General features: G+C 47.2%; 12 protein-coding genes. All 12 read right to left on the bottom strand.

Annotated elements, in window-relative coordinates:
- Positions 1-72: 72 nt before the first annotated feature.
- The gene (gene hflX, locus J2X75_RS10640; RefSeq protein ID WP_253437272.1) at positions 73-1,359 is read right to left on the bottom strand and encodes a GTPase HflX; all 1,287 of its coding nucleotides are present in this window, start codon (positions 1,357-1,359) and stop codon (positions 73-75) included.
- 119 nt (positions 1,360-1,478) lie between these two features.
- Positions 1,479-2,450, bottom strand: coding sequence for an AAA family ATPase (locus tag J2X75_RS10645; protein WP_062834999.1), 972 nt, complete (start codon positions 2,448-2,450; stop codon positions 1,479-1,481).
- 110 nt (positions 2,451-2,560) lie between these two features.
- Positions 2,561-3,124 carry a ribonuclease FAU-1 family protein gene (locus tag J2X75_RS10650; RefSeq protein WP_062835000.1) on the bottom strand — a complete coding sequence of 188 codons (564 nt, stop codon included), beginning with the start codon at positions 3,122-3,124 and terminating at the stop codon, positions 2,561-2,563.
- Positions 3,125-3,411: 287 nt separating this feature from the next.
- Entirely contained in the window at positions 3,412-6,084 is a 2,673-nt protein-coding gene (locus J2X75_RS10655) for a PBP1A family penicillin-binding protein (RefSeq protein ID WP_310336245.1), read from the bottom strand.
- A gap of 171 nt (positions 6,085-6,255) precedes the next feature.
- Positions 6,256-6,498 (bottom strand): RNA chaperone Hfq, encoded by a 243-nt coding sequence (gene hfq, locus J2X75_RS10660; RefSeq protein WP_017687918.1) that lies wholly within the window; start codon positions 6,496-6,498, stop codon positions 6,256-6,258.
- A 373-nt stretch (positions 6,499-6,871) separates the two neighbouring features.
- Entirely contained in the window at positions 6,872-7,828 is a 957-nt protein-coding gene (gene miaA / locus J2X75_RS10665; protein ID WP_307535233.1) for a tRNA (adenosine(37)-N6)-dimethylallyltransferase MiaA, read from the bottom strand.
- Positions 7,809-8,594 carry a class I SAM-dependent methyltransferase gene (locus tag J2X75_RS10670; RefSeq protein ID WP_310336256.1) on the bottom strand — a complete coding sequence of 262 codons (786 nt, stop codon included), beginning with the start codon at positions 8,592-8,594 and terminating at the stop codon, positions 7,809-7,811. Before J2X75_RS10670 ends, miaA begins: the two co-directional genes overlap by 20 nt.
- 17 nt (positions 8,595-8,611) lie before the next feature.
- Positions 8,612-10,828, bottom strand: coding sequence for a DNA mismatch repair endonuclease MutL (gene mutL / locus J2X75_RS10675; RefSeq protein ID WP_310336257.1), 2,217 nt, complete (start codon positions 10,826-10,828; stop codon positions 8,612-8,614).
- A 22-nt stretch (positions 10,829-10,850) separates the two neighbouring features.
- Positions 10,851-13,652 carry a DNA mismatch repair protein MutS gene (gene mutS / locus J2X75_RS10680; RefSeq protein ID WP_310336259.1) on the bottom strand — a complete coding sequence of 934 codons (2,802 nt, stop codon included), beginning with the start codon at positions 13,650-13,652 and terminating at the stop codon, positions 10,851-10,853.
- Between the two features lie 202 nt (positions 13,653-13,854).
- Positions 13,855-15,105: a putative amidoligase domain-containing protein gene (locus J2X75_RS10685; RefSeq protein WP_310336261.1), complete on the bottom strand. Its 1,251-nt coding sequence runs from the start codon at positions 15,103-15,105 to the stop codon at positions 13,855-13,857.
- A gap of 200 nt (positions 15,106-15,305) precedes the next feature.
- Complete coding sequence (locus J2X75_RS10690; RefSeq protein WP_062835006.1) at positions 15,306-15,866, bottom strand: outer spore coat protein CotE; 561 nt, start codon at positions 15,864-15,866, stop codon at positions 15,306-15,308.
- Positions 15,867-15,941: 75 nt separating this feature from the next.
- Positions 15,942-16,919 carry an aromatic acid exporter family protein gene (locus J2X75_RS10695; RefSeq protein WP_253437983.1) on the bottom strand — a complete coding sequence of 326 codons (978 nt, stop codon included), beginning with the start codon at positions 16,917-16,919 and terminating at the stop codon, positions 15,942-15,944.
- Positions 16,920-17,204 lie beyond the last annotated feature (285 nt).

A 17,204-nucleotide genomic window follows, 5' to 3' on the forward strand; every position in this document is an offset into this window, starting at 1 on the left:
CCCCTTCATAGCACGAATCTAACGTTGAATAGCCATTATTGTGTAACTTATCACATCAATATGTCATGAATATTACGATTCAATAAAATTTTCGAGCATATAACCAAATTTCTCATATTCACCTTTTTGCAATTCCACTTCATAAATTACGTCATTCTCTTCAAAACTTGTATCCACTACATCACCAATTTTGTAGAGTACTGACGTAAGATCACCACGTTCTGCCGGAATACGGAAGCGTTTCGTGTCACCTGTCAGCTCAGTCTGAATCAATTCACGGATTTTAAGCAGATCTTCGGAGTCTAATGCGCTTACTTTAATATGATCTTTATCCAGTGGAAGCATCTCAAGCTGTTCTGGTGTGCAAGCATCTTTTTTGTTATACAGGACTAACTGTGGTTTATCCCCTGCACCAAGTTCTTGCAAAATTGTGTTAACTGTTCGCATCTGATCTTCACGCATAGCTGATGAGGCGTCCACAACATGCAGGATGAGATCTGCTTCATTTACTTCCTCCAGCGTTGCCCGGAAAGCTGCAATCAGATCATGCGGGAGATTTTGAATAAATCCAACTGTGTCAGTAAGTACGATTTCTTTACCACTTGGAAGTTCCATCGTGCGTGATGTTGGGTCCAAGGTAGCAAATAGCTGATCTTGAATATACACATCTGCCGCAGTCAACTGTTTGAGCAAGGTTGATTTGCCAGCATTGGTATAACCAACAAGGGCCACCTGAACAATACCTGTCTTCTTCCGGCGTTCACGGTGCAACTTACGATGACGAGTCAATTCTTCGAGATGACGTTTCAGATCATCAATGCGGCCACGAATGTGACGGCGGTCTGTCTCCAGCTTGCTTTCACCTGGGCCTCTTGTTCCGATTCCGCCCCCGAGTCTGGACAGGTTCTTACCATGTCCCGACAACCGTGGCAGCAGGTAGCTATGTTGAGCCAATTCCACTTGAATGATACCTTCTCTAGTGTTGGCACGCTGTGCAAAAATGTCCAAAATCAATTGGGTACGATCAATAATTTTGAGATCCAAGGTTTCTTCCAGATTACGAACCTGTGCTCCTGACAATTCCTGATCAAAAATAGCTGTAGTTGCTCCGAGTTCCTCCGCGATTGCACGGAGTTCTTCCACCTTACCTTTACCAATAAACCATTTGGTATCCCGTTTTTCCCTGTTCTGAGAAAGTACACTCAGCACTTCCACTCCAGCTGTCTCGGCAAGCTTCACCAATTCCTCTAAAGAGTACTCAGGATTGATACCTGTACGTTTTACATCGTCCGTAACAAGACTCACCAAGACGGCGCGATCTTTTTTGACCATATCTGTATCATGTGTGCCATTTGTCATGTATATGTTCACTCCCTCTAATTACTAATCCGTTAATATTCATTACCACAAATATGCCATGGCATGCCTTAAGCCGAACCGGTTGGCCCGGCCGGCTGGTGTAAAAACTATATTATCGCTTACTTTCGCTCAAAGTTCAAATCCTCTGTACGAATTGTCATCAGCTCCAGTTTTCCTGGACTGCCTTCCGAGTATTGTTCCAACAAACGAACCGCCTGATGCCTGATCGAACGCTCAATGGCATTACGAACGTATCTGGCGTTACTGAACGCATGCAGCGAATCATTTTTTTCCTGAAGCAAATGCTGCTTTAGCTTGAGTATGGTCTGTGGCATTAGAATATAATCACGCTCTTTGGCCATAATCTCAGAGATTTGAATCAACTGATCAATGCTATAGTCTGGAAACTCTACTTGAATGGGGAAGCGGGAAGGTAATCCGGGATTCGTCTGAAGAAAAAAATCAATCTCTTCCGAGTAACCGGCAAGAATCAGGATAAACTGATTTTTGTTATCTTCCATGGACTTAACAAGCGTATCGATTGCTTCCTTGCCAAAATCCTTTTCTCCACCGCGGGCCAAACTGTATGCTTCATCAATGAACAATATCCCACCAAGTGCCTTCTTAACCAGATCTCTTGTTTTCTGCGCCGTGTGACCAATATATTCTCCAACCAGATCCGCACGCTCTACTTCAATAAGATGCCCTTTACTCAACACACCCATCTTCTGAAAGAGTTTGGCAACGATCCTCGCCACGGTGGTCTTACCGGTCCCCGGATTACCTTTGAAGATCATATGATACACGTGCGCACCACTAAGTAAGCCTGCTTCGGTACGCATCTGAGCAATCTGTAAGAAAGCATAGATCTCAAATACCAAGTCTTTGATATTTTCAAGTCCAACCAGTTGCTCCAATTCACCCTGTATCTCCTGGAAGTGCGCATGTTTGGTTATACTTTTGGCTGCCTGTACTGCCGCTGCTTCATCTTTGACCAACATCTGAGGTTCCTGGTTACGCAACACAATATTAATTTGTCTGGATGGTCTGCCTCCTGGTTGCTCTCCTGCAGCCATGACCCGTCCGTTCATTCGCCATCACCTCTATTTTATCGGGCTGAACTCTCCTGATTATTAATGTATTCTATCAGGTGCTCCAATATTAGAAGGATCATGAAGAATTCTACGGATAGGTACATGTCTCAAATCTGAATGTTTTTTCGAAACTCTCCGTTCTCAAACAAACTTTGCCTGTGCTTCAGTGATAACTGAAAGTATGGGAATACATGTGCATCAATGGCATGCAGCAGTTCCTTTGCAGTCTTGTTAGCCAAGTCATAATCACCGGTCGTAATATGCTTCCGTGACAATGCATCTTCAAGCTCATCTTCATCCAGCAAAAATACTTCTCCATCTTTCAGTACAACGACATCCAGATACAGATCATCAAACCAAGGAACCCCCTGATCGGTTATCCCCTGACTTCGACATGTATCAATGTACCATTCCACAATCCGTTCCTGATCGTCAAACATCGCTGTAACTACAAAGTGCTCTCCCTTCGGGTAGTATTGCAGCCAGGAATACCCTTTATCTGCGATACAGAAGGTACTGCCTCCATATGTTTTCCACAAAGGTTCTTTCAAATCCTGTATGGTGTACAACGTAATATAACCTGTAAAAATTTTGGATTGAACGAACCGGCATGTGAATTGTCGGTTCGTAATCCGACGCCAGTTCGCGCGGTCCCCGAATTTCCGTTTCATACGAACCCCTCTTTGCCGACTACAGGTCCATGACCTGCTCTGATGTTATTGGTGAACAATGTAATAACGTCCGAATGATGGATTCCAGCGCTCTGGATCCATCTTGAACAACGTATTACGAATAGTTACAGCTTACCATATTTAAGGTATACACTCAAAATCAAGCTTTGTCCCACGTATTCATCAAATCAGCTTCCATTACTGTTGGTTCCGTATAACAAAAAAACTGCTTCACCGGTTTTCCGGGAAGCAGTTTTTTCAATGTAGCTATTCAGTGATTCGTTGGCTTAGCCGCCGGTTCCAGCTTGAGAATCTGCAGGTGCATCTGTCCCTCCAGTATCCCCACTTGTTCCGCTGTCCGGAGTTACAACCTCGCCTGGCGTTGTTATGGCCCCATCATCGGGACTTTCACCGGTACCCCCTGGCTCTATTGTCCCCTGACCAGGTGGGGTCGTGTTTTCTCCCCCAGGTTGACCGTTTCCTTGGCCGGCTCCACCGTTATTACCGTTATTGCCATTGTTGCCGTTATTACCATTACCATTTCCGTTGTTGCCATTTTCATTGCCGTTACCGTTATTACCGTTCGAGTTGCCATTATCCGGTGAACTATTGTCCGGATTCTCCGTACCTGGCTGCTCAGGATCTATCTCTGTTCCAGGGTCTATACCAGGATCAGGTTCCTCCGGTGGCATTTCCTGCGCTTCAATCATCAGGGAAATGGTGTTGGAAGGATCCGTCTCAAGTCCTGATGCCAAGTCGTAAGCTGTCACATAGTACTCATAGGTTAGACCAGGCAACGCACTTAAATCTTGTGCATTGGTCGCTCCTATTGCATCAATGAGATGAGTGAACTGGGCTTCGGATGTTTCTTTCCGATAAATCCGATATTGCGTACTCGCGTCACCCGTTCCAGTCCAACTCAGGGAGACGGTTTGTGCATTTGGATCGTAGGATCCACTCAGCCCACTAACGGACAGAGCTGGCTTTTCTGGTTCTTCTACTGGCGGAGGTGCCTGCCCTCCAGCTGGTGTTTTGAATTGCTTCACTGGAACGCCTTTTAAAGCATCTCCCATGACTTTGGCAAAGAAAGCTGCCGACAGCTTACTGCTGTTCTTAAGCATATGATTGGCATCCGGATTGTCATAGCCCATCCAGACTGCGGCAGTCCATTCCGGTGTGTATCCAACAAACCATACATCACGGTTGGCACTGTTGCCAGAGATACCACTTTGAACAGTTCCTGTTTTACCCGCTACCGGACGATCCAGACGCGCTGAACGTCCCGTACCGTCATTAACCACGTTCTGCAGCATCTGTGTAAGCTGATACGCATTTTGCTCACTCATGACACGCTTTGTGTCCGAGTTATCATGTTTGTACGTGGTTTTGCCTGCGCTATCCTTAATTTCCTTAATCGAATAGGCTTGTTGGTATTCTCCGAGGTTGGCAAATGCACTATAGGCTTGCGCCATTTCCAGTGTATTTGTACCTTTACTTAGACCACCGAGGGCAATGGCCAGGTTTTTGTCTTCATCTGTCAGCTGTATACCTACACTCTTGGCAAAATTAATGCCTGTGTTAACGCCTATTTTATCAAGCAGCCAAACCGCAGGAATATTTTCCGACTTCGTAATGGCATCCGTCATACTGATCGTTGAAGAATATCCATGCAAGTTACCAGGACAGTAATTACCAAAACATTGCTTCGCATTACTCAGCGACGAATTGGCACTGTAATTTCCTGATTCAAGAGCCGGTGCATAAGACACAATCGGTTTAAAAGCTGAACCTGGTTGTCTTCGACTCTGCGTTACACGGCTATAACCTTTAGTCTGATAATCCCGTCCACCCAGGAGGGCAACGAGGCTACCATTCTCATGGTTCATGATAACCATGGAGCCTTGAACCTGTTGATCGTCTTTACTTGCCTCGAACAGACTATCATCTGTAAAGGCAGTTTCCATGGCTGTTTGAGCCTGAGCATCCATGGTTGTATAGATTTTGTATCCACCGATATTCAGATCATCTTCCGTTTTGCCTGTTACACGTTCAGCTTCACGGAGCACATAATCAATAAAACCTTGATACTTCTGGTCTTTCTCTGGTCGCTTGTAGTTATAGTTAATCTCTTTTGCTTCATCCATCTCCGCCTTGGTAATGTAGCCTTGTTCATACATCAGCTGCAATACCACACCACGGCGTGCTTTTGAGTCGTTTGGATTGCTCACCGGATTATAGGCAGAAGGCCCTTTCGGCATAGCTGCTAATGTAGCAATTTGCCACAACTTCAACCTCTTGAGATCAGTAACTCCAAAGTAAAATTCAGATGCTGCTTTAATCCCGTAACGCTGATGTCCGAAGAAAATCCGGTTCAGATACATCGTCAGGATTTCGTCTTTTGTGTACTTGCGCTCTAATGCCATGGCAATCGATACTTCCGTTGCTTTACGGAAGAACGTCTTGTCACGGGACAAGAACATGTTCTTGGCAAGCTGTTGGGTTAGTGTACTACCACCTTCCACCATGGAACGAGCCATGACATCCTTAACCGCCGCACGCCCAATGGACCAGATATCCACGCCCTGATGATCGTAGAATCGCTTATCCTCCGTTGCAACAAAGGCTTGCTTCACCAGCTCAGGAATATCATCTTCCTTGACGGGTTCCAGTTTCTGAATGGATAGTTCCCCCATTAATTGGCCATTGCGATCATATACTTTTGAAGTTTCATTAATTGTGGTTTTGTCCTTGTTGGCTTTGAGCAGATTCTCACCACTCACCATAATAAATAAATATCCGCCAAGTGCACAAAATATGGCGATTGCCATTGTGAAAAACAGTGTCCATCCAACGCGTTTACCCGTAATTTTTTTCTTTTTAGAGGTCTTTGGCTTCGCTTTTTTGGGTGACTTGTTATTGTTGTTGCGATTGTTAGACCTCGACAACGGATCGTTTGGCATGTTAACCTCCTGACTCCCTTTCGGTTGCATAATTTCTATTCGTCTTTAGGCTCAGGCATATATTAAATATATTTTGCCCGGAATGAAAAGAACAACCCTTTATTCAGGTTGCTCTGTTTCAATACCTATACTTGTAGACGAAATGGTTGGTGAAAAGGTTTCGTAATTTTTTTAAGCTTCGCCGCTGTTATCTTGCTGCATCAGCGATACGCTGCGTTGCGGCGTGAACGTGGAGATGGCATGCTTGTAGACCATTTGCTGGCGTCCGTCGCTGTCAATGACGATCGTAAAATTGTCAAATGCCTTGATCGTCCCGCGGATTTGGAAGCCGTTGGTCAGATAGACCGTAGCAGGAATATTTTCTTTCCGCAGTTGGTTCAAGAACGTATCTTGGATGTTGATGGACTTGTTCATTAGCCGTACCCCCATTGGTTCATTTGAATTCGTGTTCAGGTAATATTCAATATCGCTGAGTAGCTTTCGTGCTATTATATCATGAACAGTTTCATATAATCCACAAAAACCCCTTGTCTGCTATTTTACCCCCATTCTTGACGAGGTGAACAAATAGAAGACTTATCCATTATACACCGCTTGTCTGTTTTGCAAAAGAGGGACAAAATCTTCATTTTAAAGCACACTTATTCGTTGTTTGGAGAACTATTAATCTCTACCATCTGTTTTAGTGATAAGTAAAAACCTCTATCCTTTTGATGACTAAAAGGTAGAGGTTTACATATCTTGATCTCATCGATGCCTGTCAGAAGAATACTAATAATCGCTCAAATCAATCAAATTTTTGTGTAATCAATTCACTTATCTGCTTGTATTTCCCTTCAAAATCCTGGGTATCCGTCATGTCCACCCATTCAATATCCTTCATATGGCGGAACCAGGAAAGCTGCCGTTTGGCAAACCGACGCGTATCCCTCTTCAACCACTCCACCGCAGCTTCCCAGCTCACTTCCCCTTGCAGGAACGCTGCAATCTCCTTATACCCCAGTCCTTGCATGGAAATATGACCTCTGGCCACTCCTCGTTCCAACAAAGATTTCACTTCATCTACCAGACCTTGTTCGATCATCAGATCAATTCGTTCTTCTACCCGGGCATACAACTTCTGGCGATCCATTGTCAAACCAACAATAAGAAGGTCATAAGGTGACTCTTTCTTCTGTACTGCCAGCTGATCAGACCACTTCTCGCCTGTGAGGTGGTGGATCTCAAGCGCACGTACAATTCGCCGCTGGTCATTCGGATGAAGACGATCTGCACTGACCGGATCAACTTCCCTCAGACGATCATGAAGAGCCTGTGCGCCATGTTGCTCCGCATAGCTGAATTGTTGCTCTCTGAACGCTTCATCTGAACCACTATCGGAAAATTGGAAGCCGTAACATACCGATTCCACATACAGACCGGTGCCACCTACAATAAAAGGCATTTTACCACGTTCATGGATTTCACTAATTAATCGTGTGCAACTCTCCTGAAACTCGGCCACAGAGTATGGGTACTCCGGTTCATGAATATCAATGAGATGATGAGGTACACCCTTCATTTCTTCAGAGGTAATCTTGGCTGTTCCGATATCCATTTCACGATATACCTGCATCGAATCCCCTGAGATAATCTCACAATTGAAAGCTTGGGCAAGCTCGATGCTCATTCTTGTTTTGCCTACTGCTGTTGGTCCAACCAGCACAAGCAGTTTGGGTTTTGGTTTAACTTCCACGTTCAACATTAATCACTCCGTACAGGGTTTTTGCATTCGCCCGATCAAGTATTTCAAATCCGAGCCTGTCAAACTCCGCGCTGCCGCGCTTTTCTTTCATCACTACCCGTTTACGGGCAACCCGTTTTGCTTCCATAATACTCTGTTCATCCAGCGCGTGAGCATTTGCATAATCTCGCAAGGGCTGTATAGCACTTGAATCCATCATCGGTTCACGGAACATGGGGTCAAAATATACGGTATCACAGCTTCGATCCGGCATGGACCGCAGCAACTCAAGATGATCCACATGCCGCAGATCTATGCGCCGGAAAGCCTCATCCACCAAAGGCTGATTACTCTTATAATGAGACATGCCTTCTAGCAGCAGGGTATAGAGCGGTTGAGAACTTTCACAGGCGATGACTTGTCCACTCTTCCCAGCCGCAACCGAAAATACCAGCGCGTCTGAACCGAGTCCAGCGGTACAATCAACAATGGTGTCTCCTTCGAGTACCGCACCAGCTTCCAACATGGGGTCGGCTTCCCCTCTTAGAACACGTTTAGCGCGAACAAATCCCATGCTGGGGTGAAACTCGAGCTCCGTCGCATCTTTGCGATACAAACGCGCTCTCCCATTGAGCACAACCAGTATTTCGTTGATACCATAATGTTCAATCAGTCTGGGTAAAGACGTTCTATTGCGCGGTACGTAGGTACCTCCTGTCGTTTCGGCGAGCTTACGCGCACGCTCCACCTGAGAGGCAATCTCCTTGTCACCGGTTGTAATGTACATAATGTCCCCCTAAATAGCTACATCACTCGTTTAAATAATTTTTCCAGATCATACGTTGAAAATGAAACCACAATCGGCCGCCCATGTGGACAAGTGTAGGGCTGACGACATGAACCCAGACGCTGAATTAGCACTTCTGCTTCCTGATCCGTCAGCTTTTGGTTCGCTTTGATGGATGCCTTGCAGGAGCACATAATGGATGCAGCTTCTCGCATCTTGGCCACATCTATGCTGCGTTCACTAAGAACCCATTCGGACATTTCTTCGATAATGTCTTTCTCGTCCCCTTTAGGGAACCAGAACGGATGGGAGCGCACACGGAACGTCTGTCCACCGAAATGCTCCAAATATACACCTGCCTGCTCGAACCAGGCCAGTCTTGTTTTCAGCTTTTCCGTCTCTGAAGGTGTGAACTCCAGCGTAATCGGCAGCAGTAACTCTTGTGAGGCCTGAGCAGGGTTGCCAAATTTCTCGTAATAGTACTCATAATTTACGCGTTCATGAGCGGCATGCTGATCAATCAAATATAAACCTTGGTCATTTTGCGCGATCAAATACGTACCATGATGCTGTCCAATCAGACTCAGCTCTGGAAAAGCTGGCATAGATGCATCTGATTTTATGGCGGCAGCATGTTTAGTGGCATCAGGCAAACTTGAAGTTTTCCACGTCCGTTCATTTCTCGCACTCGAAGACGGATTATACGATGAACGTGCTTCCCTAACCGGTGAATATACGGAATCGGAGCGATACGTAGCTGGTTTGCCTTCAGCCAGCGGTTTCTCTGTTGCTCCACGACCTCCACCATCTTGAGAAGACAGGTCCGTTTTGGGAAATGCTTCGGAAGAACTTGTACTTACATCCTTAGTACCTTCCTGCACGTTAGCGGTTGTCTGCACCCCATCATGACTAATCCCCTTCTGCAAAATATCCCCGTTCCAACTTTCTATCTGCTCAGGGGGGTGTGTAATCTCAGGTGGAGCTTCGGGCAACGGCACTGAGTGACCCTGTTCAGATATCGGCTGTGCTGTGGACACATCCGCCGGAGCATCCAAATCCAGATCATCATCTTCCGCAGTCAACTTCAGCGGTGCAGCAGCAGGTTTCCCGAGTGGACCTTGTTGACCATATCCTTCTGCATCAGATGCATCTTTCAGAGGACCACGTGGAAAGAGAAATTGTTCCTGAATAAAGGAACTATCATCTCCGCGTCGGATCTGCTGCTTTTTGACCTGCGGAATCAATACCTCCTGCCGGAGGATCCCCCTCAACGTCGTCTCCACAAATTCATACAGTTCCGGTTCCTTGCTAAAGCGAACCTCCAGCTTGGCGGGATGCACGTTCACATCCACAAGAGATGGATGCATCTCCAACTGCACCACGACAAGCGGGAAGCGATTGATGGGCAGCAAGGTATGATAGGCTTTGAGAATAGCCTGATTGAGACCATAATTGCGAACAAATCGCCCATTAACAATCGTGGACATACCGCCACGATTTGCACGTGTCCATTCTGGCAGGCTGATCAGCCCGCTCACCCGGTAATCCAGACTTTCTCCCTGGATGGGAAGCATCGCTTTGGCAGCACTTGTCCCATAGATCGCTGCAACCACTTGCAGCAGATCGCCGTTGCCCAACGTCTGAAGCAACACATTCTCATTATGGCGCAGTCGGAACGAAATGTTTGGATGAGACATCGCCATCCGGTAAAGGACATCTGATATATGTCCCAGTTCCGTCTGGATCGTTTTCATATATTTGAGTCTGGCTGGTGTATTGTAAAATAGTTCTTTCACTGCAAAATCTGTACCTTGGGGTGAGGTTGCATCTTCATGAGAGACAAGGTTCCCGCCTTCAATCACGATGCGGCGCCCCCGACCGTCATTGTCACTTGCCGACAATACCTCTACCTTGGATACTGCGGCAATACTCGCCAAGGCTTCTCCACGGAATCCAAGACTTGTGATCTGGAACAGATCTCGGCCATGGGCTATTTTGCTGGTCGCATGACGATAAAAGGCGGTTTCCATGTCCTCTGGCTCGATACCTGAACCATTGTCTTTGACACGGATACTAAGGAGTCCACCCTCTTCCACCGTCACTTCAATCTTGGTGGCACCTGCATCCACCGAGTTTTCAAGCAACTCCTTTACGACTGAAGCAGGTCTTTCGACCACCTCACCCGCCGCGATCTGGTTGGCAATATGTTCATCAAGCACATGTATTTTCGCCACAGGTTTTCCCCCTCCCATATACTCAGGATAATTGCTGTGCCTTCAATTTGAGATCATTCAATATCTGCATCGCCTGAAGGGGCGTCATATTCATGACATCGATATCTTTCATCGTACGGATGAATTCTCGCGCTGGTTTATCCACCGCAACTACGTCCGCTTTCGTTACCACACTCGGCTCATCATCTCCAAAGATGGACAGTTGAACCACATCCGAATGGCTGCCACTGGATTGTACCTTACTGTTGTCTTTCTTAGCATGCCGCTTCCCGGTCAAACCTTCAATAGAAGGTGTGTAATCTGTACTTTCCGCAGTCTCATGCTCCCGAATCAATGGTGCTGAATCCGTGTGCTGGAATTCTACACCTTTTACCTTCAGGCCTGCTTCCTGCTTTTCGTTTCCGGTATTTTCACTGCCTACAGCTACTTGCGCCGCCGCATGTTCGAACCCATGCAATAGTCCATTCGCCCGCTCAATAATACTATCAGGCAGACCTGCAAGGCGTGCACAATAGATACCATAACTGCTGCTGGCTGCTCCGGCAATCAATTTACGCAGGAAATTAACTTTGTCACCGCTCTCTTGTACCGCCATCGAGTAGTTGGCCAGTTTGTCCAGGCTCTCCTCCAGATGAGCAAGTTCATGGAAATGGGTTGATACAAGAGCTTTACAGCCGATGATATCATGTACATATTCAATAACAGACTGAGCAATGGCCATACCTTCACTGGTTGACGTTCCCCGTCCCAATTCATCGATAATGATCAGACTGCGTGGTGTCGCTTTATCCGTCATGACCTGAATGTCGGCCATCTCCACCATAAATGTGCTTTGTCCTCCAATGAGATCATCCGCGGCACCAATCCGTGTGAAAATACGATCCATAATCGGCACTTCCGCCTGACCCGCAGGCACAAAACAACCCACTTGCGCCAAAATGGAGATTAAAGCGACCTGTCGCATGTACGTACTCTTACCAGCCATATTTGGTCCAGTTATCAGCAGAATACGTGCCTCTTCCTTGGTCATTGCGGTATGATTGGCAATAAATGCGCCATCTCGCATGACCGCCTCAACGACCGGATGGCGTCCTTCTTCCACAACCAGGTCATAACCGTCGGTCAGCGTAGGTCGTACAAAGTTTCGCTCAGCACTAATCACCGCAAAAGATTGATACACATCAATTTCGGCTACCTGTTCGGCGAGCTTCTGCAGTCTTGCGATCTCTTGGTTCAGTCGCTCGCGCAGCTCTGCGAACAGGCCATACTCGATATCAACCATTTTGTCCTGAGCTTCGAGAATCAGCGTCTCTTTTTCCTTCAACTCCGGCGTAATGTATCGTTCTGCATTGGCAAGCGTTTGTTTACGTTCATAACGTCCCTCTGGCAGCGCGGACAGATTGGACTTGGTGATCTCGATATAATAACCAAACACTTTGTTATATCCAATCTTCAGCGATCGAATGCCTGTCGCCTCACGCTCCCTCGCTTCCAGCTCCGCAATCCACTGTTTCCCGTTAACCGAAGCCTCACGCAATTCATCCAGACGTTCATGGTACCCTTCGCGAATCAGACCTCCGTCCCTTACCGATACCGGCGGCTCGTCCACAATAGCTTGCCCGATGGCTTCACGCAGATCATTGCAATCATCCATCGTTTCGGCAATATGTTGCAATGTTGCGGAAGATGATCCTGCGCAATGTTGACGAAGTCCTGGAATTTTCTCCAGCGATGATTTGAGCGCATTCAGATCTCGACCATTGGCATTACCAAAAGCAATCCGGCCTACCAAGCGCTCCAGATCATAGATGTCTTTGAGTTCTGCCCGCAGGTCCTCACGCAATATAAACTGGTTGTACAGCGTATCTACCGCTTCCAGACGCTCATTGATCTTCCCTTTTTGCAATAATGGCTTATCAACCCAACGACGCAGCATTCTCGCACCCATGGAAGTCTCCGTCCGATCAAGCAACCAGAGTAATGAACCTTTTTTGGAGCGTTCACGCACGGTTTCCACCAATTCCAGGTTCCGGCGGGTAAACGGGTCCAAAATCATATAATGATCCGGCTCATAGGTTGAGATCTGTGTTAATTGCCCCAGAGAGCGTTTCTGTGTCTCACTCAGATAGGAGAAAAGACGTGCAATGCACGCTTGACGTTCAGGCTCCAGTCTGGCCCACACGGCCTCGCCAAACTGCTGACGAACCAGATCTTCCTTATTTTTTGTCCATGATGTGTAGACCACTGGACGACCGATTGGTGATGCCTCGGCTTCTACCGTTTCAAGCAGTGCTGCATCCCCCACCAGCTCCGATGGTTCATAGATACCGATCTCATCCTTGAGCCATTCCTTGGAATACGGTACCGATGTCACATACAACTCGCCCGTGGACAGATCACAAGCAGCCAGCGCCAGCGTATTCTGATTACCTGTCAGGCAAACCATGTAGTTGTTGGACTTGTCCCCCAGGGTTTTGCCTTCCATCACCGTTCCGGGTGTGACCACACGTACAATCTCACGTCGTACCATGCCTTTGGTAACACTTGCATCTTCCATCTGTTCGCAAATCGCAACTTTATATCCTTTTTCAATCAGACGCTGTATGTAATTGTCAGCCGAATGATAAGGTACACCGCACATCGGAATTTTGTCATCCGCTCCACCATTACGTGCGGTCAACGTAATCTCAAGTTCACGTGCAGCATTAATCGCATCCTCGAAGAACATTTCATAGAAGTCACCCAATCTAAAAAATAAAAAAGCGTCCTGCGCTTCGGCCTTCACTTGCAAATATTGTTGAATCATTGGCGTATACTGGGCCATGATGAATATCCTCCATCCCGTTCCTATGATGTCAGGAAGAAACGCTCCCTGGAAGGACAATAAGACGGTCAGGCACTGTATTTGCGCCTCCGCCTTATGTGTTGGCTAATCGCCACTTCCTTCAAGGGTTGCTGCTTTAACTCTTCCGTAGCTATTACTTAAAAAGACTTGTATCTTATTATATCAAAAAAATGTCCATTCTTCATGAACCTGCCCGAATATTCCAGAGTTTGCGAATATCTCGGCTCTCATCCCAAGTTCTTCCCAGTTTTAATTGAAGAATTAACGGAGACGCATACCGTTCATAACGTGCATATCCATCCAACCTCTTCAGATCATCTACCAGAGCTGGGATGTGTTCCCGGATCACTTCACGCTTTCCTTCATAAAAAGCGGTGTGTACCTCAGCGTTCTCCAACGGACGCTGCCGTAATTGAGTATACCCGCTTGCGATTAGACCTGCCAAGGCCACTACGCCTTTCGCTACAAGGGGTGACACAAGAAAGCTGGGTAACGTACGATACTCAAACCCACCATAGGATTTCAGGCGAAAGTCACCAAGCGCTCCATAGCGGGGCCGTCTTCCCGATCCACGCGGGTCCTGAAGAAATGCCAGTGGCAATGCCAGATAATTGTCCAGTGCGCGGAGTAGTTCCCCGGTAAGATTCACCCCGCTAAAATGAATATGACCACCCAGAGGTAACCCCCGCTGTGGCATCCCTCCTGCCTGCCAGATGAGCGAGTGATCACTGATGCTGCGGGAAGCGGCTGCAAATGCCCTCATCAGATGAGCCAGTAGCTCTCGTGGTTCGGAGCTGGGAGCAGGCCGCAATTCGGCAACCGGATATATGCGCCGTCCACCAATCGTCACGGAATCACAGCCTGCCATTCCGCTACGTTCAAGAAATTTGGAGGCGGGTACGATTTTGGATTCCGGCATCTGCACCAGAAGAAACTCCGGGTCCATGCCGAGTATCGGAGTGGGTCTGTGACTCGTCTCCTCATCCAGCAGTTCCTGATGCTGCTTCCAGCTTTCCCTATAGGTAGCAGCAAGGTTGGTCCCCCCTTTCCAGGGACCCGGATCAATCGAAATCACTGCACATCCGCCGTTCCCTGAGGATTCCATTCGAACAGCCCCATGATCCAGACCTAACGTATACAGCGTTTTGATCGCAAGTCGTTCTATGCGCTTGAACAAGGTCGAACTCGCTTCACGCTCCAACAGAGTTTCCTGTGCGCCTCCCATGCCACTAGTATCCTTGCGCTTGATCCGGATCGCCTGCAGACAGCTTATCTCTACGTCATAGCGTACACGCAAGCCTGGTCCACGCTTGCGCCGATCCTGTAGCGACAAAACTTCTAGGCCTGCCTGTTTTAACCGCGCTGTTCGTTCAACAGAGGTCATATTTTCATATCGGCGTAACGCTTCCTCCGCTTGTTGCATCACACTCATTACGTCCCCCCTCCCAGATATGCAACTAAAATAAAAATAACCCCGCAATGCGGAGCCTTCCCGTGAAAGGTATTCCAGGCACAATGCGAGGCTCGTTACCACCCATTTTTCAATATTTAAGAAGAAAGAGGGCTTACGCCCTCTTCACCGCGCCTTCTGGCGCATATGATACCTTAGGTTATCAAAAACAGGCGTCAAACTCACAGTTCATCGTCGAGCAGATCGGGATCGAGATCGTCATAATCTCCATCGCCACTGCCAAAGTCATAGTCCTTGTCTTCGTAATCACCGCAACCATCTGTGCAGACCTTCACACAAACTTTGGTTTCGGCAACGAGTTCCACAGCGAATTCCCGTTCAACCCGGATAATTACACTGCTTCCACCTGCTGATACTGTGGCTTCCACACAGCTGGGTTCCTGCGTTGCATCCGCAGATACCTCCACTGTGGAAGTCCGGTGTTTCGGGTCCAGATAGGACAATGGCACATGTTCTACATACGAGACCGTTTCTTTGGCTACATCCGTCTGCGAATTCTTGTCGTAGGAATACCAAATGTTGATATCGTAAGTACCAATAACTTCAATTCCGTCACCCGCTGATACGGCTTCATATTGGTGGTTGATAATCCAAGCCCCCAAAATACTTGTCGGACCATTTGGCGGAGTCACGGTATGTGTTACGGTAGAGAACTTACGACCCTTGCCGCAGATCGCCTTCGTGATAATCTCTCTACATTGATGTTTATGACTCAATGACATCTTTAAACCTCCTCCATACAATCATTCACTACAAGTGTATGCAGGGCATTCGTCTAGGGTGACAACTATTTTCTATTATTCGTTTGTAGATTGGGACCGGTCCGATATTGGGGACGGTGCTTTGTCCTTCTTCGCGACTTTCAGATACAGCGCGAGTTCACGGCACAACTGGAGAATTGCGGAACGAATCTCGAATTCTTCCCTTGTATCCGGCAGCTCCATACGTTTGAATTCTTCTTGCACATCCGCAAGAAGTTTTTCAGTTCGTCCGGTGTAGGATTCAGTAAGCACATCCTGACTAAGCTGATCGAACAGCTCCGACACCATTTCCGCATGTGGCATCTTCTGATAGATCTGGGACACCAGATGCATCATGTGCTGGATGGAGTCGAGCTGCGTTTTGCGCATATAAAAGTAGACGCTCCATTCCTCATTCGGATGAATCACCTGATTTTCCAGAGAACGCTTGGCTGCATCAATACCGCCCAGAATCGCTTTATCTGCTTCAATCAGTTCTCTACCCGCCCATGCTTCATTGGGATTACGCAGCGTCGCCGCGAATTCTTTGAAAATCTTCGAAAAGAGTTCATCAATTCGTTTGCGAATGCGCAGCATCTGTGGATCCGCTGCCGGCATATAGGCCAGGTTAACCGCCATTGCAGAACCAAGACCAATCAGTAACAAAGCAATTTGTACGAGGACAACATTCACGTCCATCTCTCCGCCGCTGAACACCCGAAACACAACGACTGAACCTGTTACAATACCTTCCTTGAAGCCCACCCGGACAATAACCGGGAATGCAATCAATATGTATACGGCCAACACCCAATAATGGAAGCCTAAAAAGTGAAAAAGTACACTTGCAAATAAAAGTCCAACTACTGAAGCAAAAAATCGCGCCGATATGGTACGAATACTTCGTTTTCTCGTTACATCCACCCCAAGAATGGCAAGCAATCCCGCAGATGTTGGTCCTGGCAAGCCGCACCAGTCCGCAATCAGCACGGCCATTAATGCGGCGATTGCGGTTTTAATTACCCTAAAACCCATTTAACATTCCATCTCCTCTAAGCTGTAAAAAAATTCTTAGCCAGCTAGTCGCCTCATTCAATTATCTTGACTAGTATGTCTCATCCAAATGTAAACTAGACGACATCAACCGACATGCGCATGCATGCCGGTCACAGCAACACGCCCCGAATGAGGGACGCTGGCAAGTTAGATCGTTGCGACAGAACCTCAAGGCCCTCTTCTCCAATCATCGCATTCATTCCGGATCTGCGCGGAATAATCATACTAAATATGGTACTTGATTTTACGGTATCGGGCAACGTG

Source organism: Paenibacillus sp. 2003, assembly GCF_031455635.1.
Classification (GTDB): Bacteria; Bacillota; Bacilli; order Paenibacillales; family Paenibacillaceae; genus Paenibacillus; species Paenibacillus amylolyticus_B.

Coding starts and splice junctions, on each gene's coding strand:
- hflX (WP_253437272.1), bottom strand. CDS start 1,359: ATGACAAATGGCACACATGATACAGATATGGTCAAAAAAGATCGCGCC.
- J2X75_RS10645 (WP_062834999.1), bottom strand. CDS start 2,450: ATGAACGGACGGGTCATGGCTGCAGGAGAGCAACCAGGAGGCAGACCA.
- J2X75_RS10650 (WP_062835000.1), bottom strand. CDS start 3,124: ATGAAACGGAAATTCGGGGACCGCGCGAACTGGCGTCGGATTACGAAC.
- J2X75_RS10655 (WP_310336245.1), bottom strand. CDS start 6,084: ATGCCAAACGATCCGTTGTCGAGGTCTAACAATCGCAACAACAATAAC.
- hfq (WP_017687918.1), bottom strand. CDS start 6,498: ATGAACAAGTCCATCAACATCCAAGATACGTTCTTGAACCAACTGCGG.
- miaA (WP_307535233.1), bottom strand. CDS start 7,828: ATGTTGAACGTGGAAGTTAAACCAAAACCCAAACTGCTTGTGCTGGTT.
- J2X75_RS10670 (WP_310336256.1), bottom strand. CDS start 8,594: ATGTACATTACAACCGGTGACAAGGAGATTGCCTCTCAGGTGGAGCGT.
- mutS (WP_310336259.1), bottom strand. CDS start 13,652: ATGGCCCAGTATACGCCAATGATTCAACAATATTTGCAAGTGAAGGCC.
- J2X75_RS10685 (WP_310336261.1), bottom strand. CDS start 15,105: ATGAGTGTGATGCAACAAGCGGAGGAAGCGTTACGCCGATATGAAAAT.
- J2X75_RS10690 (WP_062835006.1), bottom strand. CDS start 15,866: ATGTCATTGAGTCATAAACATCAATGTAGAGAGATTATCACGAAGGCG.
- J2X75_RS10695 (WP_253437983.1), bottom strand. CDS start 16,919: ATGGGTTTTAGGGTAATTAAAACCGCAATCGCCGCATTAATGGCCGTG.